Raw genomic sequence first — 19,620 nt, 5'->3', positions numbered from 1 at the left:
CCCGGTCAGCCGGCGTCCTTCCGCCAGTCGCGTGCGGCACGGCGACCGGCGTAGCGGACCTTGCGGTTGGCCGCCCGCACCCACCCCTGCCATTCCTTGTACGCCGAACGCTCCTGGGTGCGTGCACAGCAGGGCCACGGGGAGGCCATCCCGGTGACGGTGGCCCATCGGCAGCGGGTGCCGGTGTCCTCCCGCGGCGGCTGTGGCGGCAGGTCGCAGGGGCCGGTCCGGTGGTCGTGCAGGGGCAGGCCACCATGCTCGCGGTGGCGCACCCACGACGGTTTCGTCTTGTCCGTGCGGGACATCTCGTTCCTCCGGAACCAGCCACCCGGGCTCCCGGACTCTCCGGGCGGGCGGCTAGCGCAACCGCGTCACCACAACCACCTTCTTCCCGCTCGTGCCGGCCATGTTAGCCCGCTCGCCTTCGAGCTCGAAGACCATCTCGCCCTCCAGCACGTAGCCGAAGGCCGGACCGGGGTGGCGGTGCGGCGGGGTGCCTGCGTCGCCCGGCGGGTACTCGATGACGACGGTCATCGCATGCGCCCCCTCCGGGATGAAGGGCGGTTTCGCCTCCTGCAGCACGGTCAATGACATCGAAAGGCCTCCTCGACGAACGGGTACACCCGCTAGGACCGGACAGCCGTCGCGGAAGTCCTGATCGGACTGCTGCGCGCCGACCCGGCGAGCTACCTGAGCCGCGAACCCGACTGGCGACCGACCCTGCCCATCGCGGGACCGGCCTTCGGCCTGGCCGACCTGCTCATGCTCGGTCGCCACCACGACTGCTGAGGTCCCATGCGCAGACGCCCGGAAGCCGCACGCGGCCGGCGTCGTCTTCGCGACCGTGCTGTGGGGTGCCGACACCGCGGACCACCGGAACGCGCTCGACACGTCGTGGAAAGTCGCCGCAGCCGTGCTCGCCATCCTCGCCGCGTTGGTGACGGTGTGCCCCCCAGTCCATTGCGTGAATCATGACAAAAGCAAGTGCCGCGATTCGTGTCAAGTGACCTCACCAGCGCGAACCTCGCAGGCGCTTGGGCCTACATCACACCTAACGTCGCGCGCCCCGGAAACACCCGTCACCTCCCCCTGCTCTGCCGAAGCCGCAGCCCGCCCACTCCCTTGACCAAGCGACCGTCCCATCCCCGCCATCCGACCGCGCCCCAACAGCAGCAGCGATTCGACCATCTGGGTGGTGGCGTAGGCCGCAGCTGAACGGCCCCGGCACGCCGAGCGTGGTGTGGACGGTTGACCACGCGGCTCGGATGCCGCAGGTCTGAAGGAGAAAGCAGGATGCGGTCATCGACCAGCAAGTCCAGCGGCGCCGCGGCAAGTATGCGCGTGGCCCGGGCGGTGGCAATCGTCGGCGCCGCCGTCGGATTGGCGATACCCCTGGCCGGCACGGCCCACGCAACCGGTGCACGGGACGGCCACTGCGATGACGGCGAGTTCTGCCTGTTCTACTACCCGGTGGGCGTGTCCGGCGGTGCGGTGTCCGACTTCGCCGTCGGCAACATTCCCAATCTCGGTCCGACCCAACCGACATGCTACGAGTTCCGTGGAAGCGGAACCGGCAGCGGCCAGTGCGTCTGGCAGAACGCCAGGTCGGCGCGAAACCGCACGGGCCACAACGTCAGGGTGTTCACCAATGTCAACTATACGAGCACCTCGGACCTGTTTACCGCCAACGGGACGCAAGGGGACCTGTACCAGGCAAAATTTCTCGATGAGTCCATCAAATTCGTGACGTGATACAGAGCCGCGATGTCGCGCTCGAGTTCGTCACCGGACCCGTGCCGGGGATCTGGTACCCGGCACGCGAGCCGGCGACCACTGCTCGGAGTGCCTGCTGTGTAGTGCATGTGTTCCGACACTCCGGCAAAGTCAGCTGGACGTGCCCTCGGACAGCTGCTTTCGCCACTGCGCGAGGTGGTGACGGGTGACCAGGGTGTCGGGGCCCAGCACCCGCACCTGGTCGGCCACGGTTCGGAACACAGGGACACGTCGGGTCAGGTTGTGCTCGGTGATCTCGGCGAATCCCCCTCCACCGGACGCAGCACGCGTCCCACCACGGCCCGGATCGTGGTGGCGAACACGCTCAACCCTCCGGTCAGGGACAAAACCACGACATCGGCTCAACCGCGGGTCAGCGGACGAGGACCTGGTTCGCGACCGGGTGGACGCGAACCAGGTCCTTCGAGGCTGCAGGCTACCGGGCGGGGGCGCCTGTGCCGGCCTGTGCCTGCGCTTGCGCAGGTTTGGCGGCCACCTTGCCGCTCGAAGACAGCACCGTCGTGTCGAAGGCCATGTCGACCACCATGGTGGCGAATCCCCTCGACATGAACGTCAGCACCTGCGGGTCGTTGTTGGCGAGGTTGTCGCACCAGCGGAACGGGTTGTCGACGCAGCCGCCGTCGGTGCCCGGCACGTTTCCTTCGAAGTTGCCGAGCGACCCGCCGAACAGATCGACGTCGGACTGAAGCTTGCAGCAGTCCTGTCCGGTCAGCACCCCGCTTGCGGGAATCCCGGCCTGGTTGAAGGAGAACGCGTCCGTACCGACCGGCGAGAACAGGATGTTCTTCTTCCCGATGGAGCTGAAGTACCCGATGCCCTGGTCCCTGGCCACCTTCGACGGCTCGTAGACCTGCGGCGGGAACTGCGTCGACACCGTTCGGCTGAACAGGTCGACGCCGGCCGGGTCGAGGACGCCGACGACGTAGTTCGGGGTCGCGGTCACGTCCGCGTCGAGGTCGTAGCCGATCTTGGACAGCTCGGTCGGACTGAGGTTGTTCACGTAGAACGCCGAGCCCAGCAGCCCCAGCTCCTCGCCGCCGAACCAGATGAAGCGAAGCTTGTTGCGCGGGTTGACCTTGTGCATCATCTGGGCGATGTCGAGGATCGTCGCGGAGCCGGATGCGTTGTCCAGCATGCCGGCGCCGTAGATCGCGTCGAGGTGCGCGTCGACGACCACGACGTGGTTCGGGTCACCGCCCTTGGAGTCGGCGATGACGTTGTAGTCGTCGGCTTCGGGGTTGACGACCGCCTTGACGGCGAGGTTCATCGTCGGCAGGGCTGTTCCGGCCTGGACGGCCGCGTTGTACTGGTTGAACAGGCCCTGACCGGTCGCGAACGAAGTGAACGAGACCGGAATCGTCGGGACGATGCGGTTGCCGGCGGCGTCGGTCAGGCTGCCGTTGAGCACGGCCGTCCGTCCCGGGTTGCCTTCGTTGAAGATGACCACGCCGGTCGCGCCGGCGGCCTGCGCGTTCTGGACCTTGACGCCGAAGGGGCACGTGCCACGCTGGATCAGCGCGACGCGACCCGGCACGAACCCTGCGAAGTCACCGGCCGTGCAGCCGCTGGCCGAGCTGGGTGCCGGCGTAGGCGGGATGACGATGCCGCCCGCGGGCTGCAGGGCCGCGGTCGTGGACCCGGTGGCCTGGCCCGGGTTCCAGTCGGTGACGACGGTGTAGTCGTGCGCTGCCGGCGAGACCTCGCGGAACGTCGGCACGGCCGTGTAGGCGAAGTAGAAGAACTTGTACTTCTGGATCGTGACGTCGTAGCCGGCTTGGCGCATCACCCTGGCGACGTAGTCGGCCGACGCCTTGTAACCCGGCTCGCCGGAGTTGCGCGACGGATGGCCGTCGGGACCCGGATGGGCGTTGGCGATCGCCTGGAAGGTCCGCATGTGGCGCCAGAGGTCCTCGGTTCTGATACAGGGAACCAGTTTGCGTGCTGTGTTGTTGACGCGGTCGGCGCAGCCGGCCGAACCCGGCCCCTCACCCCCGTTCGGTGTGGCTGTCGGTGCGGCTACGGCCTGCGCCGTCGTGGCCCCGGCGACCAGCGCGGCCACCGCGGCCACGACAGTGATTCGACCCGGCAATCCCCGCAGAAATCCGGACATTCGGCAGCTCCCATCGTAAGCGATCCACATTCGCCAACCGACCGAACCTTCCCACCGTCCCACACATCGGACCGCGTGACCAGCTACACACTTCATTCCGCGAGGTGATCAATCGATACCGTGGTATCGGATACCTGCTCGCCGAGAATCATGAGAGCGTGCCGAGTGTGTGATACTAACGGTTTCGGCCCGATCTTTGTTGACCGATTTGCCCGCTCTGCGGGTTTTGTTGTCGATTTCCCGCGCTTCAGGCGATGAGCGGGCCCGCCGGGCGTCTCGGCCGCGGCTGTACCGCGATAGTGGTCGCGTAGACCGCAACGGATAGGTGATGCGTGACGGTGTCCGCTGATCCCTCGGGCACGACAAGGCGCGTCAATCCCGCCTGCCCTGGGTGACTCTTTGCGCCGCTCGAAGGGAAGGTCGCCACAGTCGTGCGTTCCCCGGCCGGCCTGCCATTCGAAGGCAGTCGGTGACGTGGAGGCTCACGTGCGTTCGACGGGGGCGTAGACCTGGATGTCGCCGTCCTGCTCGCGGACCTGGAAGTGGGGCAGTGGCGGGATGTCCACCGGGAGGTTGTAGCGCACGATCTCGCCGGTCAGCGCGAAGATCGCGCCGTGGCAGGGGCAGAGCAGCTGCCGCTCGGGTGTGACGAGCTGCAGCCGGCAGCCCAGGTGCGTACAGGTCGAGGACACCGCGCGCAGGCCGTCCGGGGTCCGCTGGACGAAGCCGGTCAGGGTGTCCAGTTCGAACTCGCGCACGCCCCCGGCGGGCAGGTCCGCGCTCGCCGCGACCGTGCGCCAGGTGCCCGCGGCCGGTGACAGCGGGGCCGGTGTGTCAGGGCCGCGGACGAGACGATCGATCCCGATGCCCGCCGCGAGGGACGCCGCGGCGACGCCCGCGGTCCGGACCACTCCTCGGCGTGTGTGCGGCGTGCCGGTCGCTTGTGCGCCGAGCCGGTCCGCGAGCCGGTGGCCGAGGCGGGCGACGAAGTCCGCGTCCGGTACTGCGTCGGCCGCGCCGACGTGCGCGGCGCGTAGCTCGATGGCCGCGCGCATCTGCGCGGCTTGCTCGTCATCCGGCTGGAACGGCTCCGGCGTGCGCCGCCTGATCAGGCTTTCGGCGAAGCGGTCGACGTCGTTCATGCCCGCTCCTCTATCCGGGCCGCGGCCTGCGCGGCGAGCCGCAGCGCCCGGTGCTGGATCACCTTGACGTTGGCCAGGGTGACGCCCAGCTCGTCGGCGGCGTCCTGCAGCGAGTACGACTCCAGGAATCGTAGTTGCAGGACTTTCCGGGCACGTTCGGGCAATTCGGCGAGAATGGCTTTGATCCGCCGGTCCGTGGCCGGACGCGACGAGCCGTTCGGCGTTCCTTGGCCAAGGTCGGGTATTTCCGTCGTTTCGCCGAGCCCGATCGTGGTGATCTCGCGACCGAACAGGCGACGCCAATGTGCGGCGAGCACCGTCCGAGCGGTGGCCAGCAGGTAGGCGCGGACCTCTTCGCTGCGGGCCGTCAGGCGCAACGGTTTCAGCGCAGCGAGGAAGACCTCGCCGGTGAGATCTTCGGCGTCCGCGGGGTTTCCCACTTTGGTCAGCATCAGCCGGTAGATCCAGACGACATTCTCGCGGTAAACGGTTTCCCAGTCCGGTTCGGACTTCCCCTCCATCGGGACTCCACATCCGTAGCTCCGATGGTTCCCGACCATACTCGCCGGGCTCGTCCGCAGTACAGCCACGAGGTGCGGGCGATGTAACCCCGGTACATATCTCTCGTCGAGGGGCCACCTTGATTTCTCCTCCGCGCCCCTGCCGGCGAGCGCGGGGACTGCCCGTTTCATGCGAGGAGCGATCATGAGGAGCAAGCGCAAGGCCGCGACCGCGGTGGCCGCGGCACTGACGCTGGGGGCGACCGCCGCGTTCGCGGGCGGGGCCGGAGCCGTTGCACAGCAAGGGGGCGGTGGGTTCACCGATCGCGGGGACATCCGGCAGCTGCCGCAGCCGCTGAAGGATCGGCTGGCGGTCCTGGCCGGCCGGCCGAGCACCTTCCCGCCGATGACTGCGTTTTCCGAAGCGCCGTCGCCGAGTCAGTTATTCCAGTACTACCTGCTGGACACCAAGAATTTCCAACCCAACGTATTCACCACGACCATTCCGGGGATCAACGACGGCGTCGCACCGACAGCCACCGGGCCGAACCACGACCTGCCCACACTGGGCGGACTACGGGTGGTCGTCGAGCCGAAACCGGGGCTACCGACCGACCCGAACGACCCCGGATCCTTCGTCGACATGTTCACCGACATTTCGGGGTTGTTCGTCATCAACAACGAGTCCGGCTGGTACGAGGGCTGGATGATCCACGACGTGACGGTGCCGGCCGTCGCCGCACCGAGGCCGGACGGGCACGCTGCCTTCGGCACGGTCACCGCCGGCGATGCCGCCGCGCTGGCCAAGATCGGTGACCACCACAACCGGCCGGGCGCGGTGTTCACCACCGATGGCAAGGCGCCGCGAGAACCGTCCGCGAGCGACCACTGGCCGGACCGGGTGTCCAACCTCGTGCCGATCCAGCTGTCGCTGGGCGCCTACAACGCCACGCAGCAAAGCGACATCCACTCCTACTGGGAGCTGAACCAGTACACGAACTGGGTGCCACCCACCTACGAGCTGCCGTTCACCGGCGGGATCCCGGGCACCTTCGAGAAGGGCAAGATCGGCGCGTTGTCGTCGATCGTGCCGGGCTCGGGCCCCGCGGGTGTGAAGAACAAGCCGCAGGTCGACGGGGACAACCCGAACATCCCGCGAGACCCGGACCGGCTCCTCAACACCAGCCCGGACGACCCGGACCGCCCGATGCCGAACAACGACGACCACAAGGAGAAGCGGCTCCGCTTCATCCCGAGCGGGCTGGGCAACGAAGTGATGCTGGACGTCTACCTGCGGCCGGCGTCCTTCGAGCCGTACCAGCACGACCTGACCCAGCGGATCTTCGACGCCTACGCGGCCGAGGTCGCACGGGTCGACGGCAATCATGACGGCATCGTCGATGCCGTCGAGGCGGACCTCGAAGGCACGTCCGACGGCGGCCAGTCGAACGACAGGCTGTTCCTGCCCGCGACCGCGTACAACCGCGTCGCGGTCACCCGGGAGATCAACGACGGACTGCTCTCACCGCGCTTCGCGCCGAGCCAGCGCGCGTGGGTGCTCAGCGGTGACATCGCCCGCGTGAGCCCGTCCTCCCCGGCGTCGATCCCGCAGGACGGCGACAACCGATAGGGCTGGGGGCATGGGGGTGCGCTTGGTGCGGCCGGTTCACAGCCGGCCGCACCAAGCGCGACGAGTGAGGGGTGGAAATGCGAGTCTGGGAAACGAGTGTCAGGATGCGTTCGGAGCGCGGGCGACGGGACTGGGTGGTGGCCTCGAAGATCTGTGGCACCTCGGCCTCGAGCGTATAGCGCTCTGCCGGGAAGTCGTGGATATCGTTGGCGTCGCCGAGCGCGCGACACGACCCCGAGCGTGCGTACACCGTCCACAAGGAACTCATCGACGCGATCCAGATCGGCGATCCCGACAAGATCCGACGGAACGACACACCTGCTCCTCGCGGCGGCCACTCCCCCAGATGAGCTGACCGGCACCGGTCGTCAGGCGGCGCCAAGGAACTCGGCTGGACGCCGACGTCGACCACGGCCGCGCGGGCGAAATAGTGCACGGCGCTGTCTGGCAGGGCAGAGGATCCGAGTCGACCAATGGCGTTCCCGGAAGGGACCAAAGACCGCAGTCGTCACAGGGCCGGCATGAGCACCGTGGAGACATGACGAGTTACGGCATCCGGATCCGCGACGAGCTGCGCGTCCCCACGCGCGAGCTGCGACACGCGATCCCCAGCGTCTACGCCGGATACAAGGAACTGCACGACGCCGCGGTCCGGCACGGTGCGAGCCCGGCAGAGGCGGCCGAAGCCATCGGCGTCACCTTCCTGATGAACGGCGCCCCGGCCTACGCCGCGTTCGTCGAGTTTCACAGCTCTTACGCCGATATGACGGCTCAACCAGGGCGAGCGCTCACCGGCCACCAGCACCTGCGTCCGGAGCACGGCGCCGACGTCGCCGGCAGCCCGGTATGAGCGTGCGCGCCGGAGTCCTCGTCGCCGATGTCGATTCCGGAGGGGAAGCCGCGAGAGAACCCGCGGCGCACCGTCGGAGAGCCATTGGGCGAGCACTCACCCGGAAAATCGACGTCCGGTACCGATGACTGGCCCGGACGAGCCCGCCACCAGCCAAGAGGGGCCGTGGCTGAGCCGCAACGTGACAGTGCTCAGCGGGGTGTCGTTCCTGCAGGACGCCGCCAGCGAACTGCTCTACCCGATCCTGCCGATCTTCCTCACCACCGTGCTCGGCGCGCCTGCCGCCGTGGTCGGCGCGATCGAAGGCATCGCCGACGGGACGGCCGCTCTCAGCAAGGCCGTCGCCGGCCGTGCGGCCGACCGCTGGCGGCGGCCACCACTGATCGCCGCCGGCTACGGGCTCGCCGCCGTGGGCAAGCTGCTCATCGCGCTCGCCACCGTGTGGCCGGTGGTCGCCGTCGCGCGCGTCGTGGACCGGATCGGCAAAGGTGTGCGCGGCGCGCCCCGCGACGCGCTCCTGGTCACCGGCATCGCGCCCGGACAACGGGGCCGGGTGTTCGGCTTCCACCGCACCGCCGACACCGCGGGCGCGGTCATCGGCCCGCTGCTCGGCGTGGCGCTCTACGAACTGCTCGGCCACCAGTTCCGGCCGCTGTTCTGGATCGCCGTCATCCCGGCCGTGGCCAGTGTCCTGCTGGTGCGCGCGGTCACCGACCCGCGCCCCCGGCCGGCCCGGCACGACCGGAGAGTCCGCACGAGCGCCCGGCCGGAGTTGCCCGCCCGGTTCTGGCGCGTGCTGGGCGTGCTGACGGTGTTCAGCCTGGCCAACTTCCCTGACGCACTGCTCCTGCTGCGGCTGCACGACCTGGGCATGCCGACCGCCGGAGTCGTGCTCGCCTACGCCGGCTACAACCTCGCCTACGCCGCCCTGTCCTACCCCGCCGGCCGGCTGGCCGACCGGCTGCCCGCACGCCTGGTCTACGCGCTGGGCCTGGGGTTCTTCGCCGTGGGCTACCTCGGCCTCGCCCTCGGACACAGCCTGCCGGTCGCGATCGCCGTCTTGGTGCTCTACGGCGGCTTCAACGCCTGCACCGACGGTGTCGGCAAAGCCTGGATCTCCAAGATCGTCCCCACCGGCGTGCAGGGCAGCGCCCAAGGCATCTACCAAGGCGCCACCGGCACCGCCGTCCTGCTCGCCGGCATCTGGGCCGGACTCGCCTGGGGCACCGACGGCACCCTGCCGCTGCTGATCTCCGGAGCGACCGGTGCCGCGTTCGCCCTCCTGATGCTGTCGGCCCCCGTGCTCGGCCGGACGCGAGCCAGCCGAGCCTCAATCTGACCCGTCACGCAGCACCCGTGACCGGCGGGAGGAGTGAACCGCCGTACACATGGTCTCGAGCACGCACGGATGCTCCCGCACCGACACGTCAGGAGTGAGTACGGGCGGACTGACACGGTGCTCGAACTAGAGACGTGCCCTGAGCAGGAGCACTGACAGCGAGTATCCCGACCAGCACGTTAACCCATGCTGCGTCCCAATTCATCGGCAACTGCGGTCGCACGCCTCAGTAACCGCGCGACGGCACGCCGTCGGGCAGTTGTCCAAGGAGCACAAAGAACAAGATCAGGCCGAGAATCGCTGTCGTCACCACGATGGTGGCCAGCACCAACGCATGCCTACGGATTGCCACCAACTGCGCTAAGATCTCCAAGTTTATCCTAGTGGCATAGTCGGTCGGACCATCGGCCTCCGATGACTTCTTCAGCCGCTCGGCGAGAGCGACGGAATTAAGATCGGCCCGTGCGTGATAATACGGCCGGGGCTTGATGTCGGCCACGTGATCTCCTCCGGAAATGTGGAGCGCCGGGCAAGCGCGATCATGTATTCGCCGGGCCAGGCACTTGTGTTACAGTGCGTCACCACCCTAGGCTGCAGCGGACGGCGCCACCGCGTTGCCGGCCACACCAAATCTGATGCTGAACGAGGTGCATCAGCAGCACCTCGGCGACGAGCAGCAGCCGGGACTCGGAGACTGGTCCGCCGTCCGAGCCTCCATCGCCGCCAACAGACGCTACGCAACGGCACAGCAACATCACGACGGCGGACCCGCATACGTGACTGCCCTGACGGACGTCGTTACTGCACCGATCGCCGCAGAACGTGCAGAACCGTCGATCTGCCGATCTTGCTCGCTCCTCCACTTCCGGAGAATCCGCCGACGGGTCTGCCCAGGGTCTGCAACGCCGCCAAGATCAGCGCCCACACACCAGCGCGCTGCCAGCGCCGGAACAAGCCATAGACGGTTTGCCAGCAGCCATACACAGGCGGGACGTCACGCCACGGCGAACCGACACGAACCCGCCAGCGGATACCGTCCAGGAGCTGGCGTTTACTCCACAGTGGCGGGCGGCCGGGCTTCTTGCCGACGGGCAACAGCGGTTCCAGGATCGCCCACTGCGCGTCGGTCAGATCGGCTCGCCCCGTCGCCGCTAGGCTAGGCACGAGGTCTCCGGTGTTCTTGATCAGCTTGGTCGTTGATCGGCCTACCGGAGACCTCGTCCATTTGATCCAAGACACGCCGCACCCACAACGCCGGCCAGAAGCCCGCTGGTCAGCACATCGAAACAGGCTCTAGGTGTGATGTCCAGGGACGTTGTCCTGATTTGAGGGCGGTAACCGCCTGTCCTGCTGACAGGTGAAGGCCTCCGGTTGTGAAGTGGAGCTGTCTAGGAACCACATCACCGCCCGGAGGCCTTCGTGTCCCACCCGCGTCGAAGGCGCAGCCGGGATGACCGACCGCTCCTGCCGCAGACCGTCACTGTTCCAGGCACCGCGGCCCCCAGACTGTTTGACGCGGCGCCGATCGCCCCTGGTATCCCGAGCTGCTTCGCGGTGACAACCCTGTACCGGGCGACAATCTCCCAGTCGAGGAGGTGGTGCCGCCGCTCGAAGTATCGAACCAGGGTTCCGGACAGTGCGCCGGACGTTTCGAGGTGATAAGTGGTCATTCCCAAGGCGACAGCAGCCGTGAGGTTGGCCCGTTCGGCGTCGAACCAGTCCAGCGCCTCCGCGCGGCCGGGAAACTCCTCGGGAAGAGGAAGCTCCGGCACCGCCTGCGGGTGCCGGTCGGCAGCGATCGCGATTGCCCGGTAGTGCTCAAGCATGCGTCTCAGCGCGGGACTACGGCGTTCGGGGTGGTCGCGATAGCGGGAGGCAGGCCCAGGTGAGAACGGAACGCCGGTCAGCCGTCTACAATGGACCCGAGTAGTTCCTCGGCCAGCTTGCCGGCCGGGCGGGCCCACTGGTGGCGCAGCTCACCGAACAACGCCGCGGCACGGACTCCAGGCCAGTCCTCCGGCAGGAGCGCGGGCGGGAGGACCGGGTCGCGGCGGATCAGGAGCAGCCATTCCGCGCCCAGCCGGACGCGGCGGGACAAGTCGTCGAGGTCGGCGGAGGCCCCGCCCCTCCAGCGGCGGAGAAACCGAGTGCAACCGTCGGCGATCCCGGCCAGTTCCCAGGCTTCCCCGGCGATGCGCGCGGGGTCGGTCCACAGGAATGATTCGGCGCGGAACACCTCGGCGTGGTCGAGGAGATCGAGTTCGGCCAGCGCCACCGAAACGTCCTGCGCCGACGGCGAAACCCAGAGGCCGCTGCGCAACGCCCCGAAACCGAACCAGCCCAGCCGGGTCCGCAGCGCGTGCCGGTCCGCGCGGCGGCTCTCCGGCACCGAGAACGTCAGCAGCGTCCACCGCCCGTCCCAGTGCCGGTCGACGACCTCGCCCTCGAGCTTGCGCTGCCCGTCGCGCAGCACCTCGGTGCCGTGCGCGGTCAGCCCGATAAACGCCTGGCGGCCACGGCGTTCCGTGCGGAGCAGGCCACGCTGCCCCATTCGGCCGAGCGTCGCCCTGGTCGCGTGTTCGCCGACGCCGAGGCGGCCGAGCACGCCGAGGACACCGCCGGTCGACACGACCGTCCCGCGGTCCAGCACGTGGTCGCCGAACAGGGTGAGCAGCAGCGCCTCGGGCCGCACGACCGGCATTCCCGGCCCCCTCTCGCCGGACCGGAGCACCGGCCGATATTCACCGAAAAAGTGACGATCATCAAATACTCGTCTACCTTTTACCGAAAGTTTCGTCGCAATCAGAGTAACCACAACTCGAATGGTCGGCAAATCATTGACGGTCGTTGTGGAACTGCCTAACGTCGTGGCGGGGAATTCCCAACCGGAGGTCGACGATGACGAGAATCAGGACACTGCTCGGAATGCTCGCCGGCGCCACGCTGATCGCCGCCGCCGCACTGTCGGCGCCATCACCGGCGGCCGCTGCCTCGCTGGTGGAGGTGACCGGCTTCGGCGACAACCCCGGCGGGATGCGGATGCACGTCTACGTGCCGGACTCGCACCCGGCCCACCCCGCGATCGTGGTCGCCATGCACGGGTGCGGCGGCTCGGGCCCCGGCTTCTACTCGGGCAGCGAATTCGCCTCGCTCGCCGACCGGTACGGATTCCTCGTCATCTACCCGAGCGCCCAGCAACAGGCCGGCTTCGGGAACTGCTTCGACACCTGGTCCGACGCGGCCAAGCGGCGCGGCGGCGGCAGCGACCCGGTCTCGATCGTCTCGATGGTCACCTACGCCGAGCAGCACTACGGCGGCGACCCCGGCCGGGTCTTCGCCACCGGATCGTCGTCCGGCGGCATGATGACCAACGAAATGCTCGCGCTCTACCCCGACGTCTTCAAGGCCGGCGCGGCGTTCATGGGCGTGCCGTTCAGCTGTTTCGCGAACGCCGCCGACTACCCACCCGGCAGCAGCAAGTGCACCGGCGGAAGCATGAACCGCACCCCGCAGCAGTGGGGCGACGCGGTCCGGCAGGCCTACCCCGGCTACACCGGTCCCCGCCCGCGGATCCAGCTCTGGCACGGCACCGCCGACACCCTCGTGCCCTATTCCCTGCTGCAGGAGGAGATCGAGCAGTGGACGAATGTGTTCGGGCTGAGCCAGACCCCGACGTCCACCGACACCCCGCAGTCCGGCTGGAACCGCCGCCGCTACGCCGACGCATCCGGCACCGTCCAGGTCGAGGCGTACAGCATCCAGGGAGCCGGCCACAGCCTGCCGGCCACCGGCATGGCCGCGTACGCCATCGCCTTCTTCGGCCTGACCGGTACCACCCCGCCGACCACCACCACACCACCGACCACGACGACCACCACCCCGACGCCGTCGGCGTCGTGCGCGGTCGCGGCCGCGGTGAACGCGTGGAACAGCGGGCTGACCGAGAACCTCACCATCACGAACACCGGCACCGCCCCGGTCGACGGCTGGTCGCTGGTCTTCCCGTTGCCGGACGGCCAGACCATCACCTCCGGCTGGAACGCCACGTACTCGCCATCGTCGGGGGAGGTGACTGCGCGCGCCGCGGCCTACAACGGCACGATCGCGCCGAACGCCTCGGTCACCATCGGCTTCCAGGCCACCCACACCGGGATCACGGCCGCGCCCGCGTCGTTCACCCTCAACGGCACGGCCTGTTCGCGCACCTGACCGGGCGGCGGGCAGCCCCTGCGCACGTCGGAAACCGACCGCCCGATCCCTTATCCGGACAACGTCGTCCTCGACTTCTCCGAGCTGACCGTCGTCGCGGGACAGCGCCCACCGGCAGACGTAAGGGCGGTCGTCCGCCGTCCCGCAAACCGCGGCCAGTCGACCTGCCTCTCACGGCAGGCCGTCCGTCACCGCCAGAATGATCCGGCAACACAGGACCGCCTGAAATCGGCCGGCAGGGAGGTCAGACTGCTCAGTAGGCTCCGGCATCAGCAGAACGATCCACTCGACTGAGCATGGAGGGGTGCACGGTGGTTCAGGAGGAGGCAACGCCGACCACTGTGCCGTGGCGGCCGACCGGTCCGGAGGAGCTGGAACTCATCCGGCAGTCCGGCTGGCACGCTTGGCCACCCCGTCTCCCGGAGCAACCGATCTTCTATCCCGTGCTCAACGAGGAGTACGCGATCAAGATCGCCCGGGAGTGGAACGTGCCGCACCACGGGGTCGGCTACGTCACTCGCTTTCGGGTCGAGTCGGAGTTCCTTCAGCGTTATCCAGTCCAGCAGGCCGGCGGCAAGACCATTCTGGAGTTGTGGGTTCCGGCCGAGGAACTCGACGAGTTCAATGCGCACATGCTCGGCCCGATCGAGGTCGTACACGAGTTTCGGTGAGCCGCCGTAGAGCCACTACCACTCCAGATCGTCGGCCCGGAGAAGAGCTCGTCGACGATCGACCGGATACGGGCGGGCTTCACCGGCCCCAAATCCATAGTCCGTCGCCGGCCACGTGACCGCAACTCGCCGGCGGTCACGACATCGTCATCTCGGGGTGATCCGGCGACGCTCGGTCAAGTAGCCGAGCAGGACACAGCAGCTCGGGATGCATGTACGCCAACGACTGCGAGCCCTTGTAGTAGGAATCGAGTGTCTCCAGCTCGGGGATCTGCGCGTCGTGCTGGCGGGTGATGCGTGTGATCCACTGTTCCGGGGTCAGCTCGGTGAAGTTCAAGTTCACAACTGCCACCTCGTACTCTTCTGGGCATGAACGCGTGGGCGGCAGTGCTTGGCTTCATCGGCGCAGTGCTTGGGAGTTGGGGTGCCCAGCTGATTGCAACCCGCCGAGAGGATCGACGTTGGGAACGTGAACGAGAACGAGAAGATCTCCGCTGGCGGCGAGAGCACGACCGCGAGGAGCGGCGATTACGCCAAGTCGAGGCGCAGCGTCTTCGTGAACAACGTGTGGCGAACTACGGCGATCTACTGACGTTGTTCCAAAAGTGGGACCATGCTTTAGGTGTCAAGGCGAAGGAGATGCTCAGGCCGGGACCTGTCGGCGAATTCAACGGCAGCCCCATTATGGAGCTTGAAAGGGATGGTCAGGCGCTCCTCGGAACCTTGCAGACGCATGGGTCTGACGACATTATCCAAGCAGGCGTGGAGGCGTACTTCGAATTTTGTGATACAAATTCTACTCTGGCACTACTTCACAGTGAGCGACCCAAGGATATGCGGCTCAAAGTGGAGACAAGTATCGAGAGTTCCGCGGGGGCGATGTCGACACTTATCTTGCGAACGAGGGCTGAAATTGAGAAACTGATGAAAGTCGACGACTAGCCCATCACAATCATCTTGCCGGACTTCTTTGGCTTCTGGCCGCGCAACCGCACCCACTGGTCAGCACAAACACGATCTCGGCGAACACCGCCCGATCGTCCACTCAAGACATTCCACCACCTTGCGGACGCGTCTTGCCCAGTGGAATGAGCAGCTCGGCCAGCGCCCACAACTCGTCAGGCACCAGCCGCCGCGACAACCCGACCATCACGCCACGATCTTGCCCGCACCTCCGTCAAGATCCAAGTGAGACACGCTCTTAGGACACATGGCGTCATCATTAACTCATCTTGACATAAAGGTCGACACAAGGAGCCAATCAGCACAAATTATCGCCAAATAGACCACTGCTCCAGCAACGATACCGAGCCAAGATGACTTGCGATATCGAACGATTCTCACGGTGCCGACCCATGCCGTCGCCATGGCGATGATCCAACCGAGGACAGGGAACCAAAACCGACAGCCTGGCCAGCGCTACTGCAGAGGAAAGAGCTGTCATCCGGTCGACACGAGTCACTGCTCATCGCACCAGCCGCACCGAGTCCGAACGCGACGATCCCACCAGCAGTGGCCAGCAGCCAGCAGGCCGCGGCAAACCCCACCGGTCGTGACGACGAGCCGGACGTTGTCAGAAACCTGTCCGACGGGTGCTTGGAGATTCGCTTCGCTTCTCACAAACGGCCTACTTCGTGGTCGGCGCCGACGACGACCCCGCCTGCTTCTTGACCTCCGCCGCCATGTGACAGCCTGTGGTCAGGGCAATGATCGTGTTTTTCGTCGACCCGAATGACAGCTCCGCTCCGAACGAATCGGCTAGATCAAGCTGCAGGTCGTCCGACCGGTCGATCACGAGCTTCGTCTTCGTGAACCCCTGGGCGCCTGCGGCCTGTGAAACGATGCTCTTCGCCTTCTCCCAGTCCGCTGGAGCGATCGCCGTCGGCGAGAACCACGTGTCCAGGTGCCGTTTCTCGGCATCGCCGGGACGCACCTGCGGGTACTCTCGCACGCACTCGGTTCGGCTGGGCGACCCGTCCTGCTTGGCCCACGACACCACGCCCAGCTGCTGCGTCAGGTCACTGCGGAGCTGCTCGCGGAGCGTTTCGTAGCGGCTGATCATCTCTTCGATGCTCGGTCGGCGCATCAGCTCGGCGTACTGGTCTTGGTTTGTCATCGTGTTCTCCGACGTGGGCGCTCCCAGGTACTGTCCGCCGTCGTCGCAGGCCGCGGCGAGCAGCAGGCCCGCGGCCACGAGCGCGGCGAGGGACGTTCGGGTTGGCATGCCTGTCATCTTCCTAACGTGCGGGGATAGCCAGCTGCGGCATCCCCGCGACGACAGCGGCGATGTTGTGCTTGCTGGTCGTGTCGGTTCCGTCCGGCAGTGTCCGGGTGTACTCACTGTGCCCGTATGACGCTGCCAGAGGCATACCGTCGGTACTGGTCGCCGTGCCGGCCGACAACTGGGTCATGCCGTCCATCGCGTACGGCGCGGGGCCGCCGACTCCTGCGGCGCATAGTGGTCAGCAGCCTTAGCCATGTTGCCCGCGTGCGTGTCCAGCCGGGACTCGAATCCTCGCTGCCGATACACCAGAACGTGTTTGACCTCGGCCATCTTCAACGCCGCACGCGAGCCTGGCATCCCCAGGTCACCGGCAGGTACGGCCGCCGCGCACCCGCCGTCGCGCAATCCCTCGGCGACGCGGCCCGCAGCCTGTCCGGTGTGTCGAATCTTGTCGATCACGACTTGGTAACCCGCGCCCACAGTGCCTCCCCTGCATGTAGTGCTACGGTCACCGCACGGGATCGGCGCCGGACGGTTCAACTCGTCCGAAGACTCCGCGAGCTGCCAAAACTCCTGGTCGAGCGGATTTACGCACCATCAGGTGAGTAGATCTACTCACCTGAGCCATCGGGCGCTCATCGTTAGGCGTCGAACTCTCAGCCTGCCGCCGCATACGTGCGACGACGTCCTCGATCCGGTCCACCAAGGCCATCGTGCCCTCCGGCACGGCGCACTCCTCGACAGCCCGACGCAAATCCGACGCTGTCCGTGCCAGGTCAACGGCAACACCCGAGAGCCGAGCAACAACCTCGTCACCTGGCCTTTCACCGCCGGCATTCCCGGCCACGCCACGCGGTCCCCTCCGCGCGGCGTGGCGTCTCGTGCAGACGTCAGCTACGCGGCTGCCGGAATCCCGCGCGCAGTGTCGTACAGCCAGCTCCGGAAGTCCGGTGAGCTGGTGTGGACGGTCGGGGCCTCGCCGGGGTACTGCGCCGCTGCCCGGCTGCACGTACCGACCAGCTGCGGCACGCCGCCCACCGCCTCGACGGCCGGGCCGCCGGAATCACCACCGCCGGGGCCGTCCGTGCCGTGCGGGTTGTCGGTGCAGATCTCCCCGACGGACTGCTGCGCGTCGGCACACCCGGCCGCCGGGAGCACCCGCGTGTTGAGCTGCTGAAGCCGGGTCGGCAGGTTGGAAGTGTCGCCGTCCGGCTGGTCGGAGCCCCAGCCGTCCAGCGTCACCCGGTCACCCGGTCGGGCCGCGTGTCCGGCCCTGGCTACGGCTGCGTGAGTTGACCGCAGATGTTCGTCGGTTATGACCGCACTCGCGGGTCGAATTCATGATCGATGTAGGTGGAAAGTGACCGCGCTCGAGAGTGCCGGGGCAGCTGGTGTCAGCGGTTGATCCAACTGCGCTTGATTTCGGCGGCGAGCCAGTGCCCGCGGATTTCTGCCTCCTCGACGACCGGCACACCGTTGCAGCGTCGGAGCGGGTCGGCTCCGGCGGCTGTCGCGTTCTGGAGCTGTGTTGGCCTACTCGGCGAGAGCAGATTATCCATTCAGGCCTCCGCGACGCCCAGATCCACAAGCTTTCTGTGTTCGGCAAGGTCTTCATTAAATCGGTCACTGCCATGACCGACCACCAGCACTGCGGAATCGAAGATACTTCGCCCAACACGCTTGAGACGTAACCGCATAACTCTCGAAAACGACGACAGGTCAACATCAACGAGGCATTCTTTCCTGACGAGGAACTGCGTTTCAGGGTTACGCCTCACCAAGTCACCTGGCAAGCTGAACAATGCCGCCGACCCGAATTCGGCCTCGGAGATGTCGAGAACCCACTCGCCACTGGCGTAGAACTTCTTTGCCGCATCCAAGAAAGCCTGATACTCGACGTCTGGCAGCTCTCGGCGCATATCGTTGACGATCCAGTCGCCAACCTCGCCCCGTAGAAGCACGCGCCGGAACAGGCAGCCGCGCAGCGTCAATGCTTCATTGCCCGTAACGCAACCGTCAACGACGACGCCCTCGAACCGCACTCCCACGACACTGTTGCCGTAAAATTCACATCCGACAACACTGACATCGACAACTCGAATCGGGTAACTCGGATCAATCCACTAACACAGCTTGCACGAGTGGAACTGGCAGTCACGCAATGCGATCCCGCCAAACATCTCCGGCTCGTGGATCCGCCGCAAGCCTTCAAATTTCCGACCCTCGTAGACCGTCGAATTCATCCCGTCACCACCTTCACCGTCCAGCGTACCCTACGCCCATCGCTCCCCATCGAACAACTCGTACATCTCCGGTATCCCTAAAGCCGGGTACGTCAAAAGGTTATCTTTCGAATCGATATAGTCGCGTTTTAGGTGGTCTTTTTCCGCCTAGGAAGTGCCGGTTGTGACATCGACTACGTGTTCGCCGGCCAGGAAATCCGGTTCCCTCTTCCCGTTCTTGCCGAGGCGCGTGATGTTCTCGCCCGATTCCACTGATCGATCTTGGGAAACTGATCTTTCAATGTACTACGGATACGCAGTGGCGGCGACGTATGCGGGTCACGCCGCCGGATACCAGACAGGCAGCACGCTGACTTATGTATCTGCCCCACTCGAAGAGTTGGCCGCCGCGCTGGCCGCCTTGACGGCTGAGCCCCACCCGCTAGCGGCGTGGGCGCCAAGCGACGCGTGAGCGGGTCGCCGCGAGTCCGGCCTTCAGCCTGCGGCACGCACGCCATCGCCGGACGGCGGCGTCTCCTCCCTGAGACCCGTCGCGGGCAGCCGGTCCAGCCGAGGAACCGTCCGCCGGCCAGCTGCGGACATGATCAGCCGCGTGCAGCAGGAGATCCTGACCCTGCGCCTCGCGGTCGGCTTCTCGGCGCAGGAGACCGCCGATGCGCCCGGGATCTCCGCGGGCAACGTCCGCGCGACGCAGCACCGCGCCCTGACCGGCTGCGCGGCGTGATCCGCGACGACGAGTTCTGACGCGACATACCCGCAAGAGGGTGCACCTCAGGCCACTACTCATGTCCATCGGACCGGACACACCGTCGCTCACTGCCTGCCGACATGCGCTGTCAAGCGCCCAGTCCTCGTGATCACCTGGATCGGTACCTCCAAGTGGAGCAGCGAGGTACCTGCCTTCGCCC

Annotated in this window: 22 protein-coding genes and 2 pseudogenes; 8 read left to right on the top strand and 16 right to left on the bottom strand. The window is 66.8% G+C overall.

The features are described 5' to 3' along the window. Nucleotides 1–5 precede the first annotated feature (5 nt). Complete coding sequence (locus QRX60_RS31950; protein ID WP_285995146.1) at nucleotides 6–305, bottom strand: hypothetical protein; 300 nt, start codon at nucleotides 303–305, stop codon at nucleotides 6–8. Nucleotides 306–357: 52 nt separating this feature from the next. Then, nucleotides 358–594, bottom strand: coding sequence for a cupin domain-containing protein (locus QRX60_RS31945; RefSeq protein WP_285995145.1), 237 nt, complete (start codon nucleotides 592–594; stop codon nucleotides 358–360). Nucleotides 595–1,293: 699 nt separating this feature from the next. Between QRX60_RS31945 and QRX60_RS31940 the strand changes: the two genes are divergently transcribed. Further along, nucleotides 1,294–1,752, top strand: coding sequence for a peptidase inhibitor family I36 protein (locus tag QRX60_RS31940; protein ID WP_285995144.1), 459 nt, complete (start codon nucleotides 1,294–1,296; stop codon nucleotides 1,750–1,752). Nucleotides 1,753–2,209: 457 nt separating this feature from the next. Here QRX60_RS31940 and QRX60_RS31935 read toward each other — a convergent pair whose 3' ends face one another. The 3 genes from QRX60_RS31935 to QRX60_RS31925 form a co-directional block, all read right to left on the bottom strand. Further along, a complete protein-coding gene (locus tag QRX60_RS31935; protein WP_285995143.1) occupies nucleotides 2,210–3,688 on the bottom strand; it encodes a M28 family peptidase in 1,479 nt (492 codons plus the stop codon). A 698-nt stretch (nucleotides 3,689–4,386) separates the two neighbouring features. Further along, nucleotides 4,387–5,046 (bottom strand): Rieske (2Fe-2S) protein, encoded by a 660-nt coding sequence (locus QRX60_RS31930; protein WP_285995142.1) that lies wholly within the window; start codon nucleotides 5,044–5,046, stop codon nucleotides 4,387–4,389. Beyond that, nucleotides 5,043–5,567: an RNA polymerase sigma factor gene (locus QRX60_RS31925; protein WP_285995141.1), complete on the bottom strand. Its 525-nt coding sequence runs from the start codon at nucleotides 5,565–5,567 to the stop codon at nucleotides 5,043–5,045. Before QRX60_RS31925 ends, QRX60_RS31930 begins: the two co-directional genes overlap by 4 nt. A 184-nt stretch (nucleotides 5,568–5,751) precedes the next feature. On the opposite strand from QRX60_RS31925, the gene QRX60_RS31920 reads away from it, so the two are divergent. The 3 genes from QRX60_RS31920 to QRX60_RS31910 all read left to right on the top strand — a co-directional run bounded on the left by QRX60_RS31920 (nucleotide 5,752) and on the right by QRX60_RS31910 (nucleotide 9,365). Next, nucleotides 5,752–7,176, top strand: coding sequence for a hypothetical protein (locus tag QRX60_RS31920; protein WP_285995140.1), 1,425 nt, complete (start codon nucleotides 5,752–5,754; stop codon nucleotides 7,174–7,176). A 538-nt stretch (nucleotides 7,177–7,714) separates the two neighbouring features. Further along, the gene (locus QRX60_RS31915; protein WP_285995139.1) at nucleotides 7,715–8,026 is read left to right on the top strand and encodes a hypothetical protein; all 312 of its coding nucleotides are present in this window, start codon (nucleotides 7,715–7,717) and stop codon (nucleotides 8,024–8,026) included. Nucleotides 8,027–8,150: 124 nt separating this feature from the next. After that, entirely contained in the window at nucleotides 8,151–9,365 is a 1,215-nt protein-coding gene (locus QRX60_RS31910) for an MFS transporter (protein ID WP_285995138.1), read from the top strand. A gap of 226 nt (nucleotides 9,366–9,591) precedes the next feature. Here the strand turns inward: QRX60_RS31910 and QRX60_RS31905 are convergent, their stop codons facing one another. The 4 genes from QRX60_RS31905 to QRX60_RS31890 form a co-directional block, all read right to left on the bottom strand. Then, entirely contained in the window at nucleotides 9,592–9,864 is a 273-nt protein-coding gene (locus QRX60_RS31905; RefSeq protein ID WP_285995137.1) for a hypothetical protein, read from the bottom strand. A gap of 299 nt (nucleotides 9,865–10,163) precedes the next feature. Further along, nucleotides 10,164–10,529, bottom strand: a complete 366-nt coding sequence (locus tag QRX60_RS31900) for a transposase (protein ID WP_286003738.1) — start codon at nucleotides 10,527–10,529, stop codon at nucleotides 10,164–10,166. Between the two features lie 236 nt (nucleotides 10,530–10,765). Continuing rightward, a complete protein-coding gene (locus QRX60_RS31895) occupies nucleotides 10,766–11,191 on the bottom strand; it encodes a hypothetical protein (RefSeq protein WP_285995136.1) in 426 nt (141 codons plus the stop codon). A gap of 77 nt (nucleotides 11,192–11,268) precedes the next feature. Then, nucleotides 11,269–12,066, bottom strand: coding sequence for a PaaX family transcriptional regulator (locus QRX60_RS31890; protein ID WP_285995135.1), 798 nt, complete (start codon nucleotides 12,064–12,066; stop codon nucleotides 11,269–11,271). 197 nt (nucleotides 12,067–12,263) lie between these two features. Between QRX60_RS31890 and QRX60_RS31885 the strand changes: the two genes are divergently transcribed. Together QRX60_RS31885 and QRX60_RS31880 are read left to right on the top strand one after the other, a co-directional pair. After that, a complete protein-coding gene (locus QRX60_RS31885) occupies nucleotides 12,264–13,574 on the top strand; it encodes an extracellular catalytic domain type 1 short-chain-length polyhydroxyalkanoate depolymerase (protein ID WP_285995134.1) in 1,311 nt (436 codons plus the stop codon). 311 nt (nucleotides 13,575–13,885) lie between these two features. Next, entirely contained in the window at nucleotides 13,886–14,245 is a 360-nt protein-coding gene (locus QRX60_RS31880; RefSeq protein WP_285995133.1) for a hypothetical protein, read from the top strand. Between the two features lie 136 nt (nucleotides 14,246–14,381). On the opposite strand, the gene QRX60_RS31875 is transcribed toward QRX60_RS31880, so the two are convergent. Further along, a complete protein-coding gene (locus tag QRX60_RS31875) occupies nucleotides 14,382–14,588 on the bottom strand; it encodes a hypothetical protein (protein ID WP_285995132.1) in 207 nt (68 codons plus the stop codon). Nucleotides 14,589–14,614: 26 nt separating this feature from the next. Between QRX60_RS31875 and QRX60_RS31870 the strand changes: the two genes are divergently transcribed. Then, a complete protein-coding gene (locus QRX60_RS31870; protein WP_285995131.1) occupies nucleotides 14,615–15,187 on the top strand; it encodes a hypothetical protein in 573 nt (190 codons plus the stop codon). Nucleotides 15,188–15,293: 106 nt separating this feature from the next. Here the strand turns inward: QRX60_RS31870 and QRX60_RS31865 are convergent. The 6 genes and pseudogenes from QRX60_RS31865 to QRX60_RS31840 all read right to left on the bottom strand — a co-directional run. Then, nucleotides 15,294–15,398, bottom strand: a pseudogene (locus QRX60_RS31865) (IS5/IS1182 family transposase); the annotation flags it as partial. A 474-nt stretch (nucleotides 15,399–15,872) separates the two neighbouring features. Next, nucleotides 15,873–16,469, bottom strand: a complete 597-nt coding sequence (locus QRX60_RS31860) for an LppA family lipoprotein (RefSeq protein WP_285995130.1) — start codon at nucleotides 16,467–16,469, stop codon at nucleotides 15,873–15,875. A gap of 183 nt (nucleotides 16,470–16,652) precedes the next feature. Next, nucleotides 16,653–16,928, bottom strand: a complete 276-nt coding sequence (locus QRX60_RS31855; protein ID WP_285995129.1) for a hypothetical protein — start codon at nucleotides 16,926–16,928, stop codon at nucleotides 16,653–16,655. 435 nt (nucleotides 16,929–17,363) lie between these two features. Beyond that, the gene (locus QRX60_RS31850; RefSeq protein WP_286003737.1) at nucleotides 17,364–17,771 is read right to left on the bottom strand and encodes a trypsin-like serine protease; all 408 of its coding nucleotides are present in this window, start codon (nucleotides 17,769–17,771) and stop codon (nucleotides 17,364–17,366) included. Between the two features lie 92 nt (nucleotides 17,772–17,863). Beyond that, nucleotides 17,864–18,028 carry a hypothetical protein gene (locus QRX60_RS31845; protein ID WP_285995128.1) on the bottom strand — a complete coding sequence of 55 codons (165 nt, stop codon included), beginning with the start codon at nucleotides 18,026–18,028 and terminating at the stop codon, nucleotides 17,864–17,866. Continuing rightward, the gene (locus QRX60_RS31840) at nucleotides 18,029–18,511 is read right to left on the bottom strand and encodes a hypothetical protein (protein WP_285995127.1); all 483 of its coding nucleotides are present in this window, start codon (nucleotides 18,509–18,511) and stop codon (nucleotides 18,029–18,031) included. It lies immediately after the preceding gene. Nucleotides 18,512–19,295: 784 nt separating this feature from the next. Between QRX60_RS31840 and QRX60_RS31835 the strand changes: the two are divergent. Further along, nucleotides 19,296–19,456, top strand: a pseudogene (locus QRX60_RS31835) (sigma factor-like helix-turn-helix DNA-binding protein); the annotation flags it as partial. Nucleotides 19,457–19,620: the final 164 nt, after the last annotated feature.

The organism is Amycolatopsis mongoliensis (genome assembly GCF_030285665.1).
GTDB classification, from domain to species: Bacteria; Actinomycetota; Actinomycetes; order Mycobacteriales; family Pseudonocardiaceae; genus Amycolatopsis; species Amycolatopsis mongoliensis.
The sequence above is the reverse complement of the archived record's forward strand: the minus strand, read 5'-3'. Positions and strand labels throughout refer to the sequence as shown.

Bases quoted from the DNA above. Each gene is read 5' to 3' on its own strand.
- QRX60_RS31950 (WP_285995146.1), bottom strand. From the start codon at position 305: ATGTCCCGCACGGACAAGACGAAACCGTCGTGGGTGCGCCACCGCGAG.
- QRX60_RS31945 (WP_285995145.1), bottom strand. From the start codon at position 594: ATGTCATTGACCGTGCTGCAGGAGGCGAAACCGCCCTTCATCCCGGAG.
- QRX60_RS31940 (WP_285995144.1), top strand. From the start codon at position 1,294: ATGCGGTCATCGACCAGCAAGTCCAGCGGCGCCGCGGCAAGTATGCGC.
- QRX60_RS31935 (WP_285995143.1), bottom strand. From the start codon at position 3,688: ATGCGGACCTTCCAGGCGATCGCCAACGCCCATCCGGGTCCCGACGGC.
- QRX60_RS31930 (WP_285995142.1), bottom strand. From the start codon at position 5,046: ATGAACGACGTCGACCGCTTCGCCGAAAGCCTGATCAGGCGGCGCACG.
- QRX60_RS31925 (WP_285995141.1), bottom strand. From the start codon at position 5,567: ATGGAGGGGAAGTCCGAACCGGACTGGGAAACCGTTTACCGCGAGAAT.
- QRX60_RS31920 (WP_285995140.1), top strand. From the start codon at position 5,752: ATGAGGAGCAAGCGCAAGGCCGCGACCGCGGTGGCCGCGGCACTGACG.
- QRX60_RS31915 (WP_285995139.1), top strand. From the start codon at position 7,715: ATGACGAGTTACGGCATCCGGATCCGCGACGAGCTGCGCGTCCCCACG.
- QRX60_RS31910 (WP_285995138.1), top strand. From the start codon at position 8,151: ATGACTGGCCCGGACGAGCCCGCCACCAGCCAAGAGGGGCCGTGGCTG.
- QRX60_RS31895 (WP_285995136.1), bottom strand. From the start codon at position 11,191: ATGCTTGAGCACTACCGGGCAATCGCGATCGCTGCCGACCGGCACCCG.
- QRX60_RS31890 (WP_285995135.1), bottom strand. From the start codon at position 12,066: ATGCCGGTCGTGCGGCCCGAGGCGCTGCTGCTCACCCTGTTCGGCGAC.
- QRX60_RS31885 (WP_285995134.1), top strand. From the start codon at position 12,264: ATGACGAGAATCAGGACACTGCTCGGAATGCTCGCCGGCGCCACGCTG.
- QRX60_RS31870 (WP_285995131.1), top strand. From the start codon at position 14,615: ATGAACGCGTGGGCGGCAGTGCTTGGCTTCATCGGCGCAGTGCTTGGG.
- QRX60_RS31860 (WP_285995130.1), bottom strand. From the start codon at position 16,469: ATGCCAACCCGAACGTCCCTCGCCGCGCTCGTGGCCGCGGGCCTGCTG.
- QRX60_RS31845 (WP_285995128.1), bottom strand. From the start codon at position 18,028: ATGGATAATCTGCTCTCGCCGAGTAGGCCAACACAGCTCCAGAACGCG.